Annotated in this window: 12 protein-coding genes; 7 read left to right on the top strand and 5 right to left on the bottom strand. The window is 65.6% G+C overall.

The genetic code is table 11. The annotated features are described in order from the left end of the window. The first annotated feature begins 67 nt into the window (after nt 1-67). Both NCR37_RS13905 and NCR37_RS13900 read left to right on the top strand, forming a co-directional pair. Entirely contained in the window at nt 68-505 is a 438-nt protein-coding gene (locus NCR37_RS13905) for an MbcA/ParS/Xre antitoxin family protein (protein ID WP_250473477.1), read from the top strand. Next, nucleotides 502-1,227 (top strand): RES family NAD+ phosphorylase, encoded by a 726-nt coding sequence (locus NCR37_RS13900; protein WP_250473476.1) that lies wholly within the window; start codon nt 502-504, stop codon nt 1,225-1,227. Before NCR37_RS13905 ends, NCR37_RS13900 begins: the two co-directional genes overlap by 4 nt. Nucleotides 1,228-1,234: 7 nt before the next feature. Here the strand turns inward: NCR37_RS13900 and NCR37_RS13895 are convergent, their stop codons facing one another. From NCR37_RS13895 to NCR37_RS13875, 5 genes are all read right to left on the bottom strand, one after another. Beyond that, nucleotides 1,235-2,584, bottom strand: a complete 1,350-nt coding sequence (locus NCR37_RS13895) for a DNA topoisomerase IB (protein ID WP_502800527.1) — start codon at nt 2,582-2,584, stop codon at nt 1,235-1,237. An 82-nt stretch (nt 2,585-2,666) separates the two neighbouring features. Further along, on the bottom strand, nt 2,667-3,404 hold the full coding sequence (locus NCR37_RS13890) for a metallophosphoesterase (RefSeq protein WP_250473475.1): 738 nt from the start codon (nt 3,402-3,404) through the stop codon (nt 2,667-2,669). A 171-nt stretch (nt 3,405-3,575) separates the two neighbouring features. Beyond that, the gene (locus NCR37_RS13885; protein WP_250473474.1) at nt 3,576-5,789 is read right to left on the bottom strand and encodes a c-type cytochrome; all 2,214 of its coding nucleotides are present in this window, start codon (nt 5,787-5,789) and stop codon (nt 3,576-3,578) included. Then, nucleotides 5,786-7,381, bottom strand: coding sequence for a GMC family oxidoreductase (locus tag NCR37_RS13880; RefSeq protein WP_250473473.1), 1,596 nt, complete (start codon nt 7,379-7,381; stop codon nt 5,786-5,788). Before NCR37_RS13880 ends, NCR37_RS13885 begins: the two co-directional genes overlap by 4 nt. 65 nt (nt 7,382-7,446) lie before the next feature. Further along, complete coding sequence (locus tag NCR37_RS13875; protein ID WP_250473472.1) at nt 7,447-7,944, bottom strand: sugar dehydrogenase complex small subunit; 498 nt, start codon at nt 7,942-7,944, stop codon at nt 7,447-7,449. 75 nt (nt 7,945-8,019) lie between these two features. Here NCR37_RS13875 and NCR37_RS13870 point away from each other — a divergent pair, with 75 nt between their 5' ends. The 5 genes from NCR37_RS13870 (at nt 8,020) to glgB (ending at nt 20,213) form a co-directional block, all read left to right on the top strand. Further along, on the top strand, nt 8,020-8,673 hold the full coding sequence (locus NCR37_RS13870; protein WP_250473471.1) for a DUF1345 domain-containing protein: 654 nt from the start codon (nt 8,020-8,022) through the stop codon (nt 8,671-8,673). A 401-nt stretch (nt 8,674-9,074) separates the two neighbouring features. Next, nucleotides 9,075-10,724, top strand: coding sequence for a glycogen synthase GlgA (glgA, locus tag NCR37_RS13865; RefSeq protein WP_250473470.1), 1,650 nt, complete (start codon nt 9,075-9,077; stop codon nt 10,722-10,724). Between the two features lie 383 nt (nt 10,725-11,107). Then, nucleotides 11,108-14,506: a maltotransferase domain-containing protein gene (locus NCR37_RS13860; RefSeq protein WP_250473469.1), complete on the top strand. Its 3,399-nt coding sequence runs from the start codon at nt 11,108-11,110 to the stop codon at nt 14,504-14,506. A 105-nt stretch (nt 14,507-14,611) separates the two neighbouring features. Next, the gene (gene treS, locus NCR37_RS13855) at nt 14,612-17,992 is read left to right on the top strand and encodes a maltose alpha-D-glucosyltransferase (RefSeq protein WP_502800532.1); all 3,381 of its coding nucleotides are present in this window, start codon (nt 14,612-14,614) and stop codon (nt 17,990-17,992) included. Next, entirely contained in the window at nt 17,985-20,213 is a 2,229-nt protein-coding gene (glgB, locus tag NCR37_RS13850; protein ID WP_250473467.1) for a 1,4-alpha-glucan branching protein GlgB, read from the top strand. Before treS ends, glgB begins: the two co-directional genes overlap by 8 nt. The last annotated feature ends 449 nt before the right edge of the window (nt 20,214-20,662 follow it).

Raw genomic sequence — 20,662 nt, 5'->3', positions numbered from 1 at the left:
GATTTAGCTTGTATAAATCTCTATATGGACTAACATGCGTTAAAGGTTCCTTTGGAGACTTAACGACATGCCCCATGCCGCACGCGCCGCATCGTCGGCGGCCGGCCAACCGGCGCCGCGTCCCGCGCCGGATCTCGGCGACCTGTCCGCTGCCGGCCTGCGCGCCTTTTTCAGGATCGCGGAAGCGTGGTCCCTCTCAGCCGACGAGCAAATCGTCCTGCTGGGCAAACCCGGGCGGTCGACCTTCTTCAAGTGGAAGAATGCGCCGCAAGCCGCGCGCGTCGGGCGCGACACGCTCGAACGCCTGTCGCTGATTCTCGGCATCTACAAGGCGCTGCAAATCCTCTTGCCCGATCCTCAAGCCGCCGACACCTGGGTCAAGCGCCCGAACACCGCGCCCGCATTCGGCGGACGGCCCGCGCTCGAACGCATGCTCGCGGGCAATGTCAGCGATCTCGTCGCCGTCCGGCAATATCTCGACGCAATGCGGGGCGGCTGGGCGTGACGGGCACTCAGGCTGTATCGAACTGGCGGGACCGCTGGCCGCACACCGAACTGGATTGGTCGCCGGCGTTTCGCGTGATACCGACTCGCTTTCCCGCCGTGAATCTCTTCGACCGGGTCGCATCGCCGCAAGATTTCGACGCGCTGTATGCGCTCGAAGCCATGACCAACGACCGCCTGCGCACCGAAGTCGGCGAACTCGATCTCGTGCCGCCGGAAGAACGTTGTTTCGGGCCCGGCTGCGGCCCAATCATGGCGGCCTTCACGCATCTGAACCCGAACGGCAGCCGTTTCTCGGACGGCAGCTACGGCGTGTTCTATTGCGCCCGCGACCGGCAAACCGCGATTGCCGAGACGCGCTATCACGCCGGCCTCTTTCTCGCCGCGACGAAGGAAGCGCCGCTGCGTCAGCAAATGCGGCTGTATCGCGTGACGGCGCGCGGCGAAGTCGTGGATGTGAGGGGCGATCGCCTTGCGCGGGCGGGGCTCGATCCGCAGATTCTCGCGCCGGACGATTACGCGCCCGGCATGGCGCTCGGCCGGGCGGTGCGGGCGGCGGGCGCGCCGGGCATCGTTTATCCGTCGGTGCGCGATCCGCAAGGCGAATGTCTCGCCGCGCTGCGCACGACGCTCTTGCGCGACTGTCATCACGCCGCGTATCTCGAATACAACTGGAACGGTCGCGCAATCGATTGCGTGTTCGAGCTGAACCAGGTCGGCTAGCTTCGGGCTAGTTGATTGCGACGGCCGTCGAACTGCGCGTGCGCGACAGCTTCTTCGTCGCGGGCCGCGCGGCTTTCGGCGACGTCTTGCGCGCCACCGTCTGAAGCGCCTGCGCCGCCGCGTCCTTCGCGCTCCCCTTCAGCGCGCCTGCGCGCGCCTTCTTGCTCGATTCCGCGAGCAGCCCGGTGAGCCGCGCGTCGCTCGCCGCTGCGCCCTTGCGGTTCGCGCGGGCCGCCTCGCGGGCGCGGCGCTTCGCGTCCTTCTCCAAAAAGATGACGAGCGCGGCCTCGTCCGTCTTGAGCCCGTGCCGCCGCGACGCCGGCAAGGCCTCGGCGAGTGCGCCCGCCTCGAACGCCTCGATCACGGCCGGATGCACGTAGCACTTGCGGCACACCGCCGGCGTATTGCGCAGCAGTTGCGACACTTCCTTGATCGTGCCGACCACATGCTTGCGCGCTTCCGTCACCGTCTCCCACTGGAGCTTGCGCAGCGCCGCCAGCGCGAACACGCTGCCTGCCCACGTGCGGTAATCCTTAGCGGTGAAATCCGCGCCGGTGATCTCGCGCAGATAATCGTTGATGTCGGACGAACTGACCGAGTGCCGCTCGCCGTCGGCATCGAGATACTGAAAGAGGTCTTGTCCCGGTAAATCCATGCAGCGCTTGACGATGCGGGCAACGCGCGCATCGCTCACGGCAACGTCGTGCTCGATGCCGCTCTTGCCGCGAAACTTGAAGCGCAGCGTCCCCGACGACACCTTCAGGTGGCGCTTTCTCAGCGTCGTCAGTCCGTAAGAGCGGTTTTCTCGCGCATATTCCTCGCTGCCGATGCGGATGAGCGTCGTATCGAGCAAGCGGACGACCGTGGCGAGCACCTTGTCGCGAGGCATGCCGTCGAGCGTGAGATCGCGCGACACGCGGGCGCGCACCTTCGGCAGCACCGCGCCGAACGCGAGCATGCGTTCGTACTTGTTGGCGTCGCGCGTTTCCCGCCATTGCGGGTGATACCGATACTGCTTGCGGCCGCGCGCGTCGCGCCCCGTCGCCTGCAAATGGCCGCGCGAGTCCGGGCAGATCCAGACATCGACGTAAGCGGGCGGAATGGCGAGCGCGTTGATGCGCCGGATTTCGGCTTCGTCCTCTATGCGCTTGCCTTGCGTGTTGAAGTAGACGAACGCGCCGTCGATCCATTCGCGCGTGTAGCCCCGACGGGAATCGTCCACGTAACGCAGGCCGGGCGGGAGTTCTTCCGCGAGCGACTGCGCAAGAACGTTCTGTGCGCCGCGCGGATCGTCCCCGACCCCGTTGCCGCCGCTGCGTGCGGCGTTTTGTCCAGCGTTGCTTCCGATTCTCGCCACTGCGTGCCTCGACTCGTTGCTTTTGGTTTGTGGCCAGACTGCGAGCAACGGCCGTGCCGCGCGCTAATCTTGAACGCGACGCTCAAGGCAAAGCGAGTTCGCGCGCTCCTTCCGACGCCGCCCAGCGTTCCTTGACCGACCAGATTTCGTCGCTGCCGACTTCCACGATGGTCAGCCGTCCTTCCGCAGCGAACGCGCCGGTATCGATATAAATCTGCGAGCCGATCTGCCGCACTGCGCGCATTGGCGTGTGGCCGCAATAGGTCGGCGACAGCCCGCGCTGGCGCGACGGTTCCGCGTTGCCGAGCGCGAGGCTGCGACCCCAAAGCATCTGGCTGCGCGTGTCGTCCGAGAACTCGGCTGCATCCAGATCGGCGTCGCTGCCGAAGAATTCCGCGTGCAGCACGTTGAAGCGCCGCGCGCCTTCGCCCACGACGCGTACGAGCGGCAGCGTCGAGAGCCGGGTGGCGAGGGCGGCGAGTTGGTCGTCGGGAAGCGTCTCGGCCCACGCGCCGCCGATGGCGTACCACGACTGACGGCGCATCTGGCCCGCCGCCACCGCGATCAGCGAATCCTCGTGATTGCCGAGCACCGGATAGAACCACGGCTTGTCGATGAGCTCGACGGCCGCGAGCGAATCCGTGCCGCGGTCGACCAGATCGCCGACCGAAAAAAGGCGGTCGCGCGAGCCGTCGAAACCGATCTCGCGCAGAAGATAGCGCAGCGCATCGACGCAGCCATGCAGATCGCCGACGACGAAGTCGCGGCCGATATCGTTGGCGGGATGCCTGCAGACGGCGGAATAGGTCGGATCATTCATGCGTCGATCTTAGCGCCGGGACAATGGAACGTGTGCGTGTTGGGTCGCTTTCGCTGCGGATTTCGGAGCGTCGGCGGGCGGCGTTTCGCAAGCTGGTTCGCTGTTGGTTCGCTGTTGGTTCGCTGCCCCGCTTCATTGACTCTCGACAGGAAGCGAAGTGAGCGAGCCCTATTATTGCGCGATCGAGCGCAGCCGCGCGACATCTTCGGCCCGCGTCGTCGCGCGAGGGTCGCCGAACTGGTGCGTCACGTAATTGGCGAGCGCCGCGACGTCCTCATCAGATAACGACGCGCCGAACGCCGGCATCAGCACGGGCGCAGCGCGGGTTTCACGATTCACGCCGTGCAAGATCACGAGGACGAGGTTGCTCGTGTCCATGGAGCCGAACGCGGCAGTCACGCCGTCGTGGACGAGCGACGGGAACGCGCCGCCCGCGCCCTCGCCCGAGACGCCGTGGCAACTTGCGCAGGCGGCGGCGTAGAGCCGGGCGCCTCGGGGATGGGCGGCGTTGGCTGCGCCGGGGTCGGCTTGGGTGGCGTGTTGCGGCTTCTTTCGGGCGTCTGGGCTGACGCGGTCGGCGTTCGTTGCGGGGGCCGGCGTTTTCGCGGTGCTTGCGTTGTCGCGGGCGGGATGCGTTGAGGCGGTCGGCGTCTTCGCGGTGTTTGCGCTGTCGTGGCTAGATTCCGTCGCGATGGCTTTTTTTGTCTCGTTGCTCCCGGTGTCGGGAGCAGGCTCCAGCGGGATGGCAGGCGCCTTTTCGGTGTTCACGCTGTCGCGGCCAAGTTCCGTCGCGGTGTCCGGCGCTTTTGCGGTGCTCGCGCTCTGGCGGGCAGACTCCATCGGGATGGCCGGCGTCTTCGCGGTGTTCACGCTGTCGCGGCCGAGCTCCGTCGCGGTGTCCGGCGTTTTGGCTGTGCGCGGGTCGTCACAAGCAAGCTCGGTCGCTGGCGATCTCGCAGTGCTCTTGCTGCCGCGGCCACAATCCGTCGCAGTGGCTGGCGTTTTAACGGTGCTCGCGCCGTCGCGAGCAATGCCAGTCGCGGCGGCCGGCGTTTTCGCGGTGTTCACGCTGTCGCGGCCAAGTTCCGTCGCGGTGGCTGGCGCTTTTGCGGTGCGTTCGTCTTCAAGAGCAAGCTCGGTCGCTGGCGATTTCGCAATGCTCTTGCTGTCGCGGCCAGATTCCGTCGCGTCGGCCGACGTTTTGGCGGTGCTCACGCTGTCGCGGCCAAGTTCCGTCGCGGTGTCCGGCGTTTTCCCTGTGCGCGCGTCTTCAAGAGCAAGCTCGGTCGCTGGCGATTTCGCAGTGCTCTTGCTGTCGCGGCCAGGCTCCGTCGCGGTGCCCGGCGTTTCTGCAGTGCTCACGCTGCCACGCTCCGAACCGATCCCCGCAGCCCGCCCTCTCCCGCCGTCGCCCCCAAACGCGCCCACCGCGTCCAGCGTCGTGATGTCAGCCTGCCCCGCCGCGCCAAAGCTCCATCGCGAACGCATGCCGCTCTGCCCGGCGACAACCGGCATCGAGCGAAGATAAGCAATCATCGCCCGAAGATCGTCATCGGTCAGAAACTGCGTGCTGTTCGCGACGACCTCCGCCATCGGTCCGATCGCGTACGCGCGCCCCGGCGCAGCGCCGCTCGCCAGGTAGCGCAGCAACTCGTCGTCGCGCCATGCGCCGATGCCCGCCACCCGATCGGGCGTCAGATTGCCCGCGCGCCACCCCGCCACCGACGCGCCGCCGAGCCGCTCGCTCTCCTTCAACCCGCCTAACGCGTTGCGCGGCGTGTGGCACTGTCCGCAATGCGCGAGGGCTTCGACGAGATACGCGCCGCGATTCCATTCCGCCCGCTTGGCCGGGTCCGGCACGAACCGGCCCGGCGTGAAGTTGAACGCGTTCCACGCGGCCATCAGCCAGCGCCAGCCGAACGGAAACCGCAGCGCGTGCGGCGGCGGCGTGTAGCGCACGGGCGGCACGGTCGCGAGATAGGCGCGCATGGCGAGCACGTCGGCGTCGGAGAGCCGCGTGTAGGCCGTGTAGGGAAACGCGGGATACAGATGCTCGCCGTTCCTGCCGATGCCCTCGCGCATCGCGCGGACGAACTGCGCGTCGGTCCACGCGCCGATGCCGGTCGCGCGGTCGCTCGTGATGTTCGGCGTGTAGAAGGTGCCGAAGCGCGTCGGCATGGCGCGGCCGCCCGCGAACGGCCGCGCCGGGTCCGCCGTGTGGCACGCCATGCAGCCGCCCGCGCGCACCAGATATTCGCCCCGCGCGACGCTCTCGGCCCGCGCGGGCGCGGCCGTCTCGCCGTGTTGCGATTGCGCCGGGAGATGGCCGAACGTGACCGCGAGCGCAAGCATCGCGGTCACGACGAGCGAACGCCGCCGCGTCATCGCAGCGACGCTTCGATGGCGCTCGCGAGCCGCAGCGCCAGCGCCGCAATCGTCAGCGTGCAGTTGACCGAGCCGCCCGCCGGCATCACGGCGCTTCCCGCGACGAAGAGATTCGGATGATCGTGCGCGCGGCAGTCGGCATCGACGACAGAATCGCTCGCGTCTCGTCCCATGATCGCCGTGCCCATGATGTGGCTGCTCGGCTCCAGACCGTCGTCGTGCTCGATCTGCTCGCCGCCGAACCATCCGGCAATGCGCTCGAAGACCGCCCGCGTGTCGGCGGCGCTGCGGCGAACGTAATCGTCGATGGCGTAGCGGATTTCCGGGCGCGGCAAACCGAGCGCGTCCTTCTGCGCGGACAGCGTCACGCGATTGTCCGGAGACCCCAGTTGTTCGTGAAAGCTGCCGAGCGTCAGCCGTCGCGCGGACTGCTCGCGGATTTGCCGGTCGAGCTCGCCGCCGGTCAGCCCGGCTTCGATCAGCTTCGACGTGACCACGAGCGTCGGCGATGCATTCGACAGATGCAGCTTCTTCGCCGCCTGCTGCGCGCGGAATGGGCCGTCACGGAAATCGACGACCGAACTCATCTCCACCGGGCCGCGCCCCGGCCAGAGCGCCTCGTTCGCAAGGAAGCTCACGGCTACACCCGGATGGTCCATCAGATTGCGTCCGACCTGATCCGACGCATTTGCGATGCCCTTCGGAAAGCGCGCCGACGCCGACATCAGCAAGAGCTTCGGCGTTTCGATGCCGTTTGCCGCGATCACGAAGCGCCTGCCGGTCACGCGCGTGCTCGCGCCGTTCGGGTCTTTGTAGTGAATGGCGATGATTTCGCCCTTGTCGTTCGCTTCGATGCGATACGCGACCGCCTGAGCGATCAGCGTCGCGCCGGCGCGTTCGGCCTTGTCGGCGTGCGTGCCGCCGTGATACAGCGCGCCGATCGGGCACACGGGCATGCAACTGTTCGCGCCACAGCACGGCGGCCGCGCGTCGTACGCGCGGCTGTTGCGCGCCATCGGCTCGGGCACCGCGCGCATCGACTGCGCCGCAAGCACCTGCGCGAACCGCTGATCCAGATACGAGAGCGGCAACGGCGGCATGGGATACGGCGTCGAGCGCGGCGAGCCGAGATCGACGTCCGGCCCGGCCACGCCCAGCTCGCGTTCGGCCTGCCCGTACCACGGTTCCAGCGTTTCATAGGGAAACGGCCAGTCACGGCCGACGCCATGCAGCGTGCGGAGCCGAAAGTCCGCCGGCAAGAGACGCCACGCCGCGCCTGCCCAATGCCACGTCGTGCCGCCGACGAGCCGCAGAAACTGCGGTTCGTACGCCTTGTCCCCGCGATTCACGAGATAGCTGCCCGGATTCGCCGGATCAGGGCGCGGCGCGTGGCGAACGAGCGGATACGGCGCGCACAGATCGCGCTTCTCCGGCGCGCGGCGGAAGTTCTCCACGATCTGCCAGCGCGCGAGACGCGGCCCCGCTTCGAGCAGGATCACCGACGCGCCCGCCTTCGCCAGCCGGTACGCGACGAGACTGCCCGCCACCCCCGACCCGACGATGACCACGTCCGCCGCTGTCGATCCCGCCATGCGCTTCGCCTTTGTTCGTCGTTTTCGTTGTCGTTGTCGTTGTCGTTGGGGAGCCGGGATGCCGGCTACGGCTTTTTCGCCCAGTCGGCGGGCGCGCCGCGGCAGTACGAAGGAACCGTGAGCATGTCGCGGACGGGATCGAACATCAGTGCGCGTTCGAACGCAACGACCTCCGCCTGCTCGCCTTCGCCCACGACGCCCAGATACCACGCGCGCACCACGCTGCCGACGGCCTTCGCGAGATCGGGCTGCGTCGCCCGCAGCGCGGCGGTGACGACGTCGCTCGGCGTGCCGCCGTGCGTCGCGAGCCAGTGTTCGAGCCGCTTCATCTTGTCGGCGAAATTCGCATCGGCGCGAAGGAGCGCCGCGTGAACGCGCCCGGCGACGAGTGGATCGAAGGCGGCGCGGCCGGTCAGCTTCATCGAGACCGCGATGAACGTGTCGAAGTCTTCGGCGACAGCAGGCGCTGCACGCGACGGCGCGACAGCCAAGGCAGCCGACGCCGCCGCGCCTGCCAGCATGCCTCGACGCATCGCGAAAGACACGCGCTTACGTTCAGCCATCGGTCGTCCTCATGTCCATGTAAGGCGCGTCAGTGATAATCGCTTGCGTCGATCCATTCGAGCCGTTGCCACGCGATGAACCTTATCCCGCCCGTTTTGCGCACTCGTCCGCGAGCCATGATCGGCCTGCTCGTTGGTTTCGTCATCGCGGCTTTGGTTCCGGCGCACGTGCGGCCGGCCGCCCGCGCGCTGATCGGCTGGGACTCGGCTGTCTGGCTCTATCTCGCGCTGATCTGGCTCCAGATGGGCACCGCGCGCCAGAGCAACGTGCAGGCGCTCGCCGAACGCGAAGACGAGAACGCCGCCGCCGTGCTCGTGATCGTGAGCCTCGCGGCCATCGCGAGCCTCGTGGCGATCGTCGTCGAACTCGCCGCAGCGAAGAGCCTCGGCGTTCGCGCGTTTCCCAACTATCTGCTGACCGGCGCGACGATGCTCGGCGCCTGGTTCCTCATTCCCACGATGTTCACGCTGCACTATGCCCGGCACTACTACCGTTCGCCGCGAGGCGATGCGGCGCTCAAGTTTCCCGACCGGCATCTGAAACCCGATTATTGGGATTTCCTCTACTTCTCGTTCACCATCGCGGTCGCCTCGCAGACTTCCGACGTCGTGCTGTGCTCGACAAGTGCGCGACGCACCGCGCTCGCGCAATCTGTCCTGTCGTTCTTCTTCAACCTCGCGGTGCTGGGCCTGTCCGTGAACATCGCCGCGAGCCTCGTCGGCGGCTGACGCCGAATCATTCGTCTCCCTCCCATCCGACGCGGCGCGCAACGCGCCTGTCACACATCGTCCTTAATCTCCCTGCAAACGCCCGGCGACACGGGTCATGTAAAAACGCGGCGCGCGCGGCTGTCAGTTTTACATGCGCGACGGCTTCGCGCGCTTAGCGTTTCCGCCTGCGCGCGAGCAGACCCTCGTCGAGCATCAGTCCGAAATGATCGTGGTCCAGCGCACATACCGCACCGAGCAGTGGCACGTAGATTGCTGCACTGCGCCAGCACTAAGAATAAACCCCGATCAGCACCAGGATCGCGCGGCCCGGCCTTTTCCTCTTCACCCGAATACGCACGTCGATGCACGTGAACGAGGCGCATGGTCATCGTCCGCGTCTGCCCGCACAGGAGCCCATTTTGCCTTTGAACGTACTGCTGGTCGCCTCCGAGGCCGTTCCGCTCGCCAAGACGGGCGGCCTCGGCGATATGGTCAGCGCCTACGCCGCCGCCCTGCGCGCAGCAGGCGTCGATGCCACCATCCTTCTTCCCGCCTACCCGAAAGCACTCGCGCAGGCCGAAGGCGTGAGCAAGCTGTGCACCTTGCGCGGCCTGCCGGGCGGCGACGCCGCGCTCTTGCGCGCCCGCATGCCGGACACCGGCGTCCCGGTTCTTTTGCTGCGCTGCGATGCACTTTATGCGCGCACCGGGCTCTATCAGGATGCGCAGGGCCGCGACTATCCGGACAACGCGGTGCGTTTCGCGACGCTTTCGGCCGCCGCCGTGCGCATTGCGCAAGGCGTGCGCGGCGTGAAGAAGCCTGACATCGTTCATGCGCACGACTGGCATGCCGGCCTCACGCCGCTTCTGATGAAGGATGCGGGCGTGCAGGCGAAAAGCGTCTACACGATCCATAACCTCGCGTTTCAGGGCAACTACGCGCTGTCGCTGGGCGCATCGCTCGGCGTGCCGGCGAAATGGCTGGTTCATGCGTTCAGCAATCCGGAAAGCATCGAATTCTATGGCGCGCTGAGCCTCATGAAAGCCGGCATCGTCCATAGCGACCGCGTGACGACCGTCAGTGAAACGTATGCGCGCGAGATCCTGACGCCGCGCTTTGGGCACCTGATGGAAGGCGTGCTGCAAAGCTGCGCGGACAAGCTCTCGGGCGTGGTGAACGGCATCGACGAAGACGTGTGGAATCCGGCTACTGACCCGCTGATCGAGCGCGCCTATTCCTTCGACGACATGCGCGGCAAGCACGCGTGCAAGCGCCGTCTTCAGCGCATGTTCGGGCTGCCGGCCGATCCCTTCGCGCCGCTCATGGCGATCGGCAGCCGCATGACCGGCCAGAAGCTCGCGGACGTCGTGATCGACGCCTTGCCGCGCCTGCTCGAAAAGCATCCTCGTCTGCAACTGGCCGTGATCGGTCAGGGCGAGGCATACATCGAGCGCGGTTTCCGGCAGCTCGCGCAGCAATGGCCGGATCGCGTCGGCGTCCATATCGGCTATGACGAGCGCCGCGCGCACGCGCTGCACGCGGGCGCCGACATTCTTCTGCACGGCAGCCGTTTCGAGCCGTGCGGGCTCACGCAGATGTACGCCATGCGTTACGGCACGCTGCCCGTGGCCTCGCGCGTGGGCGGGCTCGCCGATACCATCGTCGATGCCGGACACCACGCCGAACTGGCCTCGCGCGAGACGATCTATGTCCGCGACGGCACGCATGACGCGCCCATCGCGATGCACGACACGCACGACACGGCGCCCGCGCCGACGGGCTTTCTCTTCGACGGCGAAACGCCCGACGACGTGATCGCCGCCGCGAGCCGCGCCATCGACGCCTATATGCGCCCGCCGGTCTGGCGCGCGATGCAGCGCAACGCGATGTCGAGCGATTTCGGCTGGGGCGAAACCGTCGCGAAGATGGTCGCGCTCTACAGCGATCTCACCGGCCTGCGCCCGAGCCGCACCGCCGTCCGTCTGCGCCGCGCGGCCGATGTCGACGCCCACGCGCTCGGCCACCGCACGCACGAGAGCGGCAAGCCGCTTGTCGCGAAGACCGCCTGACCACCGCGCGAGCCCATGCCGCGCGCGTCCGCCCGCCTGAGCGCACAGCAGCGATGCAGCGAATGCGTCGCTGTTGCGCCGGGCGCGGCACGTAACGTGCTCCCAAGCCCGTGCAATGCCCGCAGGAAATCCCATTTGGGACCGTGGCGCCCACCGGCGAGCGCGACCAGGCGGCAACTGCGCTCGATGCATGGTGCACACGAGACGCGACCGGGACTTGCGCCGCTCGACGGCGCGGCGGTGTCCCACGGTTCGCGACGCGCGATGCGTGCCATGCTGCGTAACGTGCGGACCGGCTCTTCAGCCAGTTTGACCCGTGAGCGTGATCGCGATTGGTTGCCCGCATCCCCGCCACCGCAGGACGACTCTGGAAAAGACGAACGATGGAAAACCATCAAGCTCATCATGCGTACGCACCCCGTATTTATTTCATCGATCCCCTGCTCGTCGGCCCGCTCGCCAACTGGCCTGCCCAGTTCGAGCACGCGGCGGCGCTCGGTTTCGATCATGTCCTGATCGGCTCTCCGTTCGTGCCCGGCAGCAACGGGCATCGCGAGGCCGTCGCCGATCATCATCGTCTGCACCCTGTCTTCGAATGCGACGCGAGCGCCGCGGACGGCCTGCGCCAGCTCGCCGACGCAGCGAAAACGCATGGCCTGACGCTGCTCGTCGATATCGTGATCAACCGCGTGAGCGCGGAAGGCGGTCTGTATCAGGACAACAAGCACTGGTTTCAGCCGTTCGAGAGCGCGGATGCGCGGCTCGATCCGCGCCGTCCGCCGCAGCAGCGCGACGTGGCCTATGCCAATTTCGCCGATGGCGAAGCCGCGCATCAGCTGACGCAGTGGTGGGCGCGCGAGCTGAGCGTAATCGCGGATGCGGGCATCGGCGGCTTTCGCTTCGACTCGCCGCATGCTGTGCCGGCGCATGTGTGGCGGCGGCTCGGGGCCGCGGTGCGGGAAAAGCATCCGGAGACGCGCTGGCTCGCGTGGACCGTCGGCGTATCGCGCGATGACTTGCGCGCGCTCGCCGATGCCGAGTTCGATGCCGTCTTCGCCTCGACGCGCTGGTGGGACTTCAAGGGCGCCTGGCTCGTGGACGAGCACGCAGCGCTCTCGCGCATCGCGCCGCCGGTCTCGTTTCCGGAGGAGCCGTTCGGCAAGCGCCTGATCGCCGATCTGAGCGATACGAGCGACACCGCGCTCGTCGAACGCGCGTATCGCCGCGCGCTCTACACGGCCACCGCGCTCGGCACGGGCCTGCTCGTGCCGATGGGCTTCGAATACGGCGTCGGCTTGCCGATGTCGCAGCAGTACGGCGTCGCAGCCGAGTATCAGCGCGCGAAGAGCGAGGCGCGCATCGACCTGTGCGATCAGATCAAGCGCGCGAACGGATTGCAGCGCGATACCGCGACGCTTTCCGATGTCGGCGAACTGCGCTCGCTGACAGGCGCGGGCACGCCGTACGCCGCGATGATTCGCGCCGCCGGCGGCGACTTGCGCGACAGCGCGTCGGCGGTGCTCGTGCTGGTCAACCCCGATCTTGTCGCGCCGGTGCAGGTGGACACGCGCCATCTGCTGGAAGGCGTGCCCGGCAACTACACGCGTTTCGCGCCGCTCGGCGACGCGAGCGCCCCGGCGGAGCGTCTCGCGGCGCTGTCGCTCAAAGCCGGCGAAGTGCGCCTCTTCCGCGCCGAAGCCGAGCCGTTCATTCTGCTTGCGCAGCCGCAAGTGAAGCGCGGCGCGAAGACCGCCGACAAGAAGTCCGTGAACGAAGCGATCACCGCGCCGCGCGTGTCGATCGAGAGCGTCACGCCTTCGGTCGATCACGGGCGCTTTCCGGCCAAGCGCATCGTCGGCGAGGCGGTCGAGATTCAGGCCGCGATTTTCGCGGAAGGTCACGACAAGATCGCGGCAGCGGTGCAATGGCGCGCCGCGGACGAAACCGAGTGGCACGAAACGCCGATGTCGCTCGTGCTTCCGCTCGGCAACGACCTGTGGACGGCGCGCATTCCGCTCGAACGCGTGGGACGACACGAATTCGTGGTGATGGCGTGGCGCGACGACTTCGCGTCGCTCGTCGATCACATGCAGAAAAAGCTGAAGGCCGGGCAAACGGTCGAACTCGAACTCGAAGAAGCCAAGCACCTGTTCGCGCTGATTCTCGCCGAAGTGAAGACCGTCGAGGACTCGGACAGCGCGCCGCTCGAAGCCATCGTCAAGGAGTTCACGAAGGCCGAGCCCGAGCGCAAGCTCGAACTGGTGCTGTCGGCCGCGACGGCGAAGGCGGTCGCGGCGGCGCGGCACCGGCCGTTCCTGTCGCGTGATCCGGTCGTGTATCGCATCGACTCCGAACGCGCGGCGGCGCGCTTCGCAAGCTGGTACGAGATCTTCCCGCGCTCGATGAGCGACGACGAGAACCGTCACGGCACGTTCATCGACGTGATCGGCAAGATGCCGCGCATTCGCGAGATGGGGTTCGACGTGCTGTATTTCCCGCCGATCCATCCCATCGGCATGGCCAATCGCAAGGGCAAGAACAATTCGCTGACGGCCGAACCGGGCGACGTGGGCAGCCCCTACGCGATCGGCGCGAAGGAAGGCGGTCACGATGCGGTGCATCCCGAGCTCGGCAACTTCGACGACTTCAAGCGCATGCTCGAAGCCGCGCACGAACACGGGCTGGAAATCGCGCTGGACTTCGCGGTGCAGTGCTCGCCGGATCATCCGTGGCTGAAGGAGCATCCGACGTGGTTCGCGTGGCGGCCCGACGGCACGCTGCGCTACGCGGAGAATCCGCCGAAGAAGTATCAGGACATCGTGAATCCGGACTTCTATGCGCAGGACGCAAAGCCCGATCTATGGCTCGCATTGCGCGACGTGTTCCTGCACTGGATCGCGGCGGGCGTGCGTATCTTCCGCGTCGATAATCCGCATACGAAGCCGTTCCCGTTCTGGGAATGGGTCATCGGCGACGTGCGCGCGCGTCATCCGGATGTGATGTTCCTTGCCGAAGCGTTCACGCGGCCGCGCGTGATGAACCGGCTCGCGAAGCTCGGTTTCTCGCAGTCGTACACGTACTTCACGTGGCGCGAGACCAAGCGCGATTTCCTCGAATACATGCACGACCTGACGCAGACGGACGCGAAGGATTACTTCCGGCCAAACTTCTTCGTCAACACGCCGGACATCAATCCGCGCTTCCTGCAAAGCTCGGGGCGTCCGGGCTTCGTGATTCGCGCCGCGCTCGCCGCCACGCTCTCCGGGCTGTGGGGCGTGTACAGCGGCTTCGAATTGTGCGAGTCCGCCGCGCTGCCGAATAGCGAAGAGTATCTGGATTCCGAGAAGTATCAGCTGAAGGCGTGGGACTGGAACCGGCCCGGCAATATCGTCGCGGAAGTGACGGCGCTCAACCGCATTCGACGCGCGAATCCCGCGTTGCAGACGCATCTCGGCGTGAATTTCCTGCCCGCGCATAACGACCACATTCTGTTCTTCGAGAAGGCCAACGCGTCGCGCGACAACGTCGTGCTCGTCGCGATCAATCTCGATCCGTTCAACGAGCAAGGCGCGGATATCGAACTGCCGTGGCAGACGCTGGAGAGCTGGGGCGTTCGCGAATGGGACGCCATCGCCGTCGAGGACCAAATGACGGGCGAGCGTTTCGAGTGGCGCGGCCGGCGTCAGCACGTGCGCCTGAATCCGCATTCGCTGCCGTTCGCGATCTGGCGCATCTCGCCGACGTGGGGTTTGCCGAAGCCTTCGCCGGACGGAGAACGTTAATTGCGAGGCGATACGAACGCGCAGCGAACGGCAGCGCCGACAGCGAACCGATAACAGGGCAGAGATTCGCCTACAAGAGCACTGGAGCAAACCGTGGATACAAGGGTGAAGCGCAGCAAGAAGTCGTCGACTCTCAGCGACGATCCGCTGTGGTACAAGGACGCGATCATCTATCAGGTGCACATCAAGTCGTTCTTCGATGCGAACAACGACGGCATCGGCGACTTCCCGGGCTTGCTCGCGAAGCTGGATTACATCGCGGAACTGGGCGTCGACGCCATCTGGCTGCTGCCGTTCTATCCCTCGCCGCGCCGTGACGATGGGTACGACATCGCCGACTATCGCAACGTGCATCCGGACTACGGCACTATCGCCGATGTCAAACGCTTCATTCAGGAAGCGCACGCGCGCGGCATTCGCGTCATCACGGAACTGGTCATCAATCACACGTCGGACCAGCATCCGTGGTTTCAGCGCGCGCGCCGCGCGAAGCCGGGATCGAATCACCGCAACTTCTACGTGTGGTCCGATACCGACAAGAAGTACGAAGAGACGCGCATCATCTTCATCGACACCGAGCCTTCGAACTGGACGCATGATCCCGTCGCGGGTCAGTACTACTGGCACCGCTTCTATTCGCACCAGCCGGACCTGAACTTCGACAATCCGGCCGTGATGAAGGAAGTGCTGCAAATCATGCGCTTCTGGCTCGACATGGGCATCGACGGTCTGCGGCTGGATGCGGTGCCGTATCTGGTCGAACGCGAAGGCACCAACAACGAGAATCTGCCCGAGACGCACGCCATCCTGAAGCAGATTCGCGCGACCATCGACGCCGAGTATCCGAACCGCATGCTGCTCGCCGAAGCGAACCAGTGGCCGGAAGACGTGAAGGAGTACTTCGGCGACGAAGACGAATGCCACATGGCGTTCCACTTCCCGCTGATGCCGCGCATTTACATGTCGATTGCGAGCGAAGACCGCTTTCCGATCACCGACATCATGCGGCAGACGCCGGACCTCGCCGAAACGAACCAGTGGGCGATCTTCCTGCGCAATCACGACGAACTCACGCTCGAAATGGTCACGGACTCCGAGCGCGATTACTTGTGGAATACGTACGCGAGCGACCGTCGCGCGCGCCTGAACCTGGGCATCCGCCGGCGTCTCGCGCCGCTGATGGAACGCGACCGCCGCCGCATCGAGCTCATCAATTCGCTGCTCTTTTCGATGCCGGGCACGCCCGTCATCTACTACGGCGACGAGCTCGGCATGGGCGACAACATTCACCTCGGCGACCGCGACGGCGTGCGCACGCCGATGCAATGGTCGTCCGATCGCAACGGCGGCTTTTCGCGCGCCGATCCCGAACAACTCGTGCTGCCGCCCGTCATGGGCTCGCTCTACGGCTACGACGCGATCAACGTCGAAGCGCAAAGCCGCGACCCGCACTCGCTTTTGAACTGGACGCGCAAGATGCTCGCGGTGCGCCGCTCAAAGCATGCGTTCGGACGCGGCACCATTCGCTTCCTGAAGCCGAGCAACCGCAAGATCCTCGCGTATCTGCGTGAACTGAAGGGCGAGCCGCCTATTCTCTGCGTCGCGAATCTATCGCGCGCGCCGCAAGCGGTGGAGCTGGATCTGTCGGAATTCGCGGGCTCCGTGCCGCTCGAAATGACGGCGGACCAGCCCTTCCCCGCCATCGGTCAACTCACTTATCTGCTGACCTTCCCGCCTTACGGCTTCTTGTGGTTCCAGCTTTGCCCCGGCAACATGCGTCCTGCATGGTCGCAGGCACCGTCGGAGCAGTTACCGGAGTTCGTCACCATGGTGATTCGCGCAGGGCAAACGGGACCGACGCCCGAGAACGTGCGTCTGCTCGAATCGGAAGTGCTGCCGAGCTATCTCAGCAAGCGCCGCTGGTTTGCATCGAAGGATCAGAAGCTGCATGCGGTGCGCCTCGCCGCGCTCACAACGATAGAAGGCGCAGGCTTCGCGTTCACCGAAATCGAAGCGGACGTCGGCGATCACACCGAACGCTACGTGCTGCCGCTTTCCATCGCGTGGGGCACGGAAACCACGTCGCCGCTCTACATGCAGCTTGCGCTTGCGCGGGTGCGGCGCGGCCGCACGATCGGGCACATCACGGATGCCTTCGCGGTGCCGCAATTCACCTACGGCATCTTGCAGAAGCTCGCGCAGCGCGCCGTGGTGCCGACCGTGCAGAAGAGCGAGATCCGCTTCGTGCCGACCGAACGCTTGGGCACGCTCGACATGAATCCCGCGTCGCCGCCCGAGATTCGCTGGCTCGCGGCGGAACAGAGCAACAGCTCGCTCGTGATCGGCGACAAGATCGTGCTGAAGCTCGTGCGGCGCGTGGTCGGCGGCATTCATCCCGAAGCGGAAATGAGCCGCTATCTGACGAAGCTCGGCTATGCGAACACCGGCCCGCTGTATGGCGAAGTCGTGCGCGTCGATCCGCAAGGCGTGCCGCATACGCTCGTGATTCTGCAAGGCTTTGTCGACAATCAGGGCGATGCGTGGAACTACGCGCTCGACTATCTGCGCCGCGTGGTGGATGAGCTTGCCGTCACGGTCGATACCGAAGATAGCAAGCCGGATCACAGCGCCCAATTGAACGGCTTCGAAGGCTACGGCAACATCATCGGCATCATCGGCAAGCGGCTGGGTGAACTGCACGTCGCGCTCGCCACGCCGACCGACGACGAAGCGTTCTCGCCGCGCCGCGCGACGGCCGAAGACGTGCAAGGCTGGATCGACGGCACGCTGCAACTGCTGACGAGCGCGCTCGATATCCTCGCGCAGAAAATCAGCGGCTTCAACGAGCACGACCGCTTCCTCGCGCAAAGCCTGCTGGACCGCCGCGAGAAGCTCACCGAAGCGGTGAAGCAGCTCGTGATGTCCGACGCCGATGCGCTGTGCATCCGCATCCACGGCGACTTCCACCTCGGTCAGGTGTTGATGGCGCAGGGCGACGCGTATCTGATCGACTTCGAAGGCGAGCCCGCGCGCACGCTCGAAGAGCGTCGCAAGAAGACGAGCCCGCTGCGCGACGTGGCCGGTCTCTTGCGTTCGCTGTCGTATGCAAGCGCCGCCGCACAGCCGACCACCGAAGCCGCGCCCGCGCAAACGGCCGACCGCAAGCGCGCGCTGTTCGAACGCATGCGCGCCGTCGCGGAAGAGAGCTTCATGCGGCAATACCGCGAGGCGATTGCGTCGTCGCCCGAACCGATTGCGGGCGAGAGCGTGTTGTCTGCGCTGCTCGATCTCTTCCTGATCGAGAAAGCCGCTTACGAAATCCGCTACGAAGCGGCGAACCGGCCGACGTGGATCGGTCTTCCGCTGCGGGGCCTCGCGTCGCTCGCGAGCCGCCTGCTCGGCGACACGGGTGAGCCGCCCGCGCCCGGCACGCGCCCCGTGTTCGAAGCAAACAAGGACAATCCGGATGGAACTCACCATGAATAACCGTAGCGATCCGGGAGCGGATACGAGGAATCCGGCACACGGCCTGAATCCGCTCGACATCGATGCGCTCGTCGAGGCGCGGCATCCCGATCCGTTCTCGATGCTCGGCCTGCATCAGACCGAGCACGGCCATGTCGTGCGCGTGTTTCTGCCGAACGCGGCCGGCGTGAGCGTCCTGGATGCGGGCAGCGGCGAGCCGCTCGGGACGCTCACGCGCATTCACGATGCGGGTCTTTTCGCGGGATTCGTCGAGAGGCCCACGGCTTACCGGCTTCTGATCGACTGGCACGGCACGCCGCAGGAAACGCACGATACATATTCCTTCGGCCCCGTGCTCTCCGACGAATGGCTGCACCGCCTCTCGCAGGCCGATCCGTACGCGGTGCTCGAATGTCTCGGCTCGCGGCCGATCACGCATGGCGGCGTGGCGGGCGTGCGCTTCGCGGTATGGGCGCCGAATGCGCGGCGCGTCTCGGTGGTCGGCGACTTCAACACATGGGACGGACGCCGTCATCCCATGCGTCTGCGTCATAACGCGGGCGTTTGGGAACTCTTCATTCCGGGCATCGGCGCGGGCACGCGTTACAAGTACGAGATCGTCGCGCGCGAAGGCAACACGTTGCCGCTGAAGGCCGATCCGTGCGCGATGCAAAGCGAGAAGCCGCCTTCGACGGCATCGGTGGTGGCGGATGCGGATGCCATCGACCATTACGCATGGACCGACACCGAATGGATGGACTCGCGCGCCGGCAAGCAGACGCCGCAAGCGCCGATCGCCATTTACGAAGCGCATGCCGAGTCGTGGCTGCGCGTGCCGGAGGAAGGCAATCGCGGCATGAACTGGCACGAGCTCGCCGAGCGCCTCATTCCGTACGCGAAGGGCATGGGCTTCACGCATATCGAGTTCATGCCGGTCGCGGAGCATCCGTTCGGCGGGTCGTGGGGCTATCAGCCGCTCGGCCAGTTCGCGCCGTCCGCGCGCTTCGGCACGCCGGAGCAGTTCGCGGAGTTCGTGAATCGCGCGCATGAGGCGGGGCTCGGCGTGATTATCGACTGGGTGCCGGCGCACTTTCCGAACGATGCGCATGGTCTCATCCAGTTCGACGGCACGCCGCTCTACGAACATGCCGATCCGCGCGAGGGGTATCACCAGGACTGGAACACGATGATCTACAACCTCGGCCGCAACGAGGTGAGCGCGTTCCTGATCGCATCGGGGCTCGCGTGGCTGAAGCGTTATCACGTGGATGGCCTGCGTGTGGATGCGGTGGCGTCGATGCTGTATCGCGACTATTCGCGCAAGGCGGGCGAGTGGGTGCCGAATATCTATGGCGGCCGCGAGAATCTGGAATCGATTGCGTTTCTCAAGCGGCTGAATCAGGAAGTGCGGCATATACCGGGCGCGATCACGATTGCGGAAGAATCGACGGCGTGGCCGGGCGTGACGGCAAGCGTGGATAGCGGCGGACTCGGTTTCGACTTCAAATGGAACATGGGCTGGATGCACGACACGCTGCACTACATGCAGGAAAACCCGGTGTATCGGCAATACCACCATCACCTGTTCACGTTCGGCATGGTGTACGCGTATTCCGAGCGATTCGTGCTGCCGCTTTCGCACGATGAAGTGGTGCATGGCAAGGGATCGCTCATCGGCAAGATGCCGGGCGACCGCTGGCAGAAATTCGCGAATCTGCGGGCGTATTTGAGCTTTATGTGGACGCATCCGGGCAAGAAGCTGCTCTTCATGGGCGGCGAGTTCGGTCAGGTCGCGGAGTTCAATCACGATCAGTCGCCGCATTGGCATCTGCTCGATGACGCGATGCACGGCGGGCTTCAGAAGCTCGTGCGCGATCTGAACAGGCTCTATGCTCATGAGCCTGCGCTGCACAAGCTCGATAGCGATCCGCGCGGCTTCGAGTGGATTGTCGGCGATGACAATGGCAATAGCGTGTTCGCGTTTCGGCGGACGGATGCCGAGGGGCGCGAACTCGTGGTCATATGCAATATGACGCCGGTGCCCCGGCAGGGTTATCGCGTGGGGTTGCCGCGTGGCGGGCGCTGGAGTGAGATCCTCAATTCAGATGCCGCCATTTATGGCGGGTCCAATATGGGGAATGGAGGCGTTATTCATGCTGATGACCTTGCCAGTCATGGGAAGCAGCAGTCTGCTGCACTGACTTTGCCTCCTTTGGCGGCTATCGTGCTTCGGGCTGATTGAATTTTTTGCTTTTGCCAGCGGCGCTCTTTCGGGGAACTTGGTTTCGCGTCGGTCTATTAGCGTTGCCCCTCCCCGGGGCGGGGGTCACTTTCTTTGCTGCTGCAAAGAAAGTAACCAAAGAAAGCAGCTTTTTCTTGGGCCCGCAGCACTGAGAAGGTGGTCACTGCGCAGAGAGACTGTGGCACTCAGTTGGATACAGCCTTGAATCACCTTCCGCGCCCGCTGCCCGCCACGTCATCCGAGCCCCTTGGCTCGTTAACACCGACGCGTGTTTGTGCGTGTCGCTTGCATGAAAGGGAGTGCCGGTGTCGAACGGCGTCGCGTGCTTGTCCAGGTTCAACGCGTGCAGCGTCTGTCGCGCGGAACCCACGCCGCGTGCTCGACGGTTTGGCCTGGGCAACATGAGAGGAACAACATGAGCGATGTTCCCGAAGGTTTTGACGAGCCAA

The organism is Caballeronia sp. GAFFF1 (genome assembly GCF_023630705.1).
Lineage (GTDB): Bacteria > Pseudomonadota > Gammaproteobacteria > Burkholderiales > Burkholderiaceae > Caballeronia.
The sequence above is the reverse complement of the archived record's forward strand: the minus strand, read 5'-3'. Positions and strand labels throughout refer to the sequence as shown.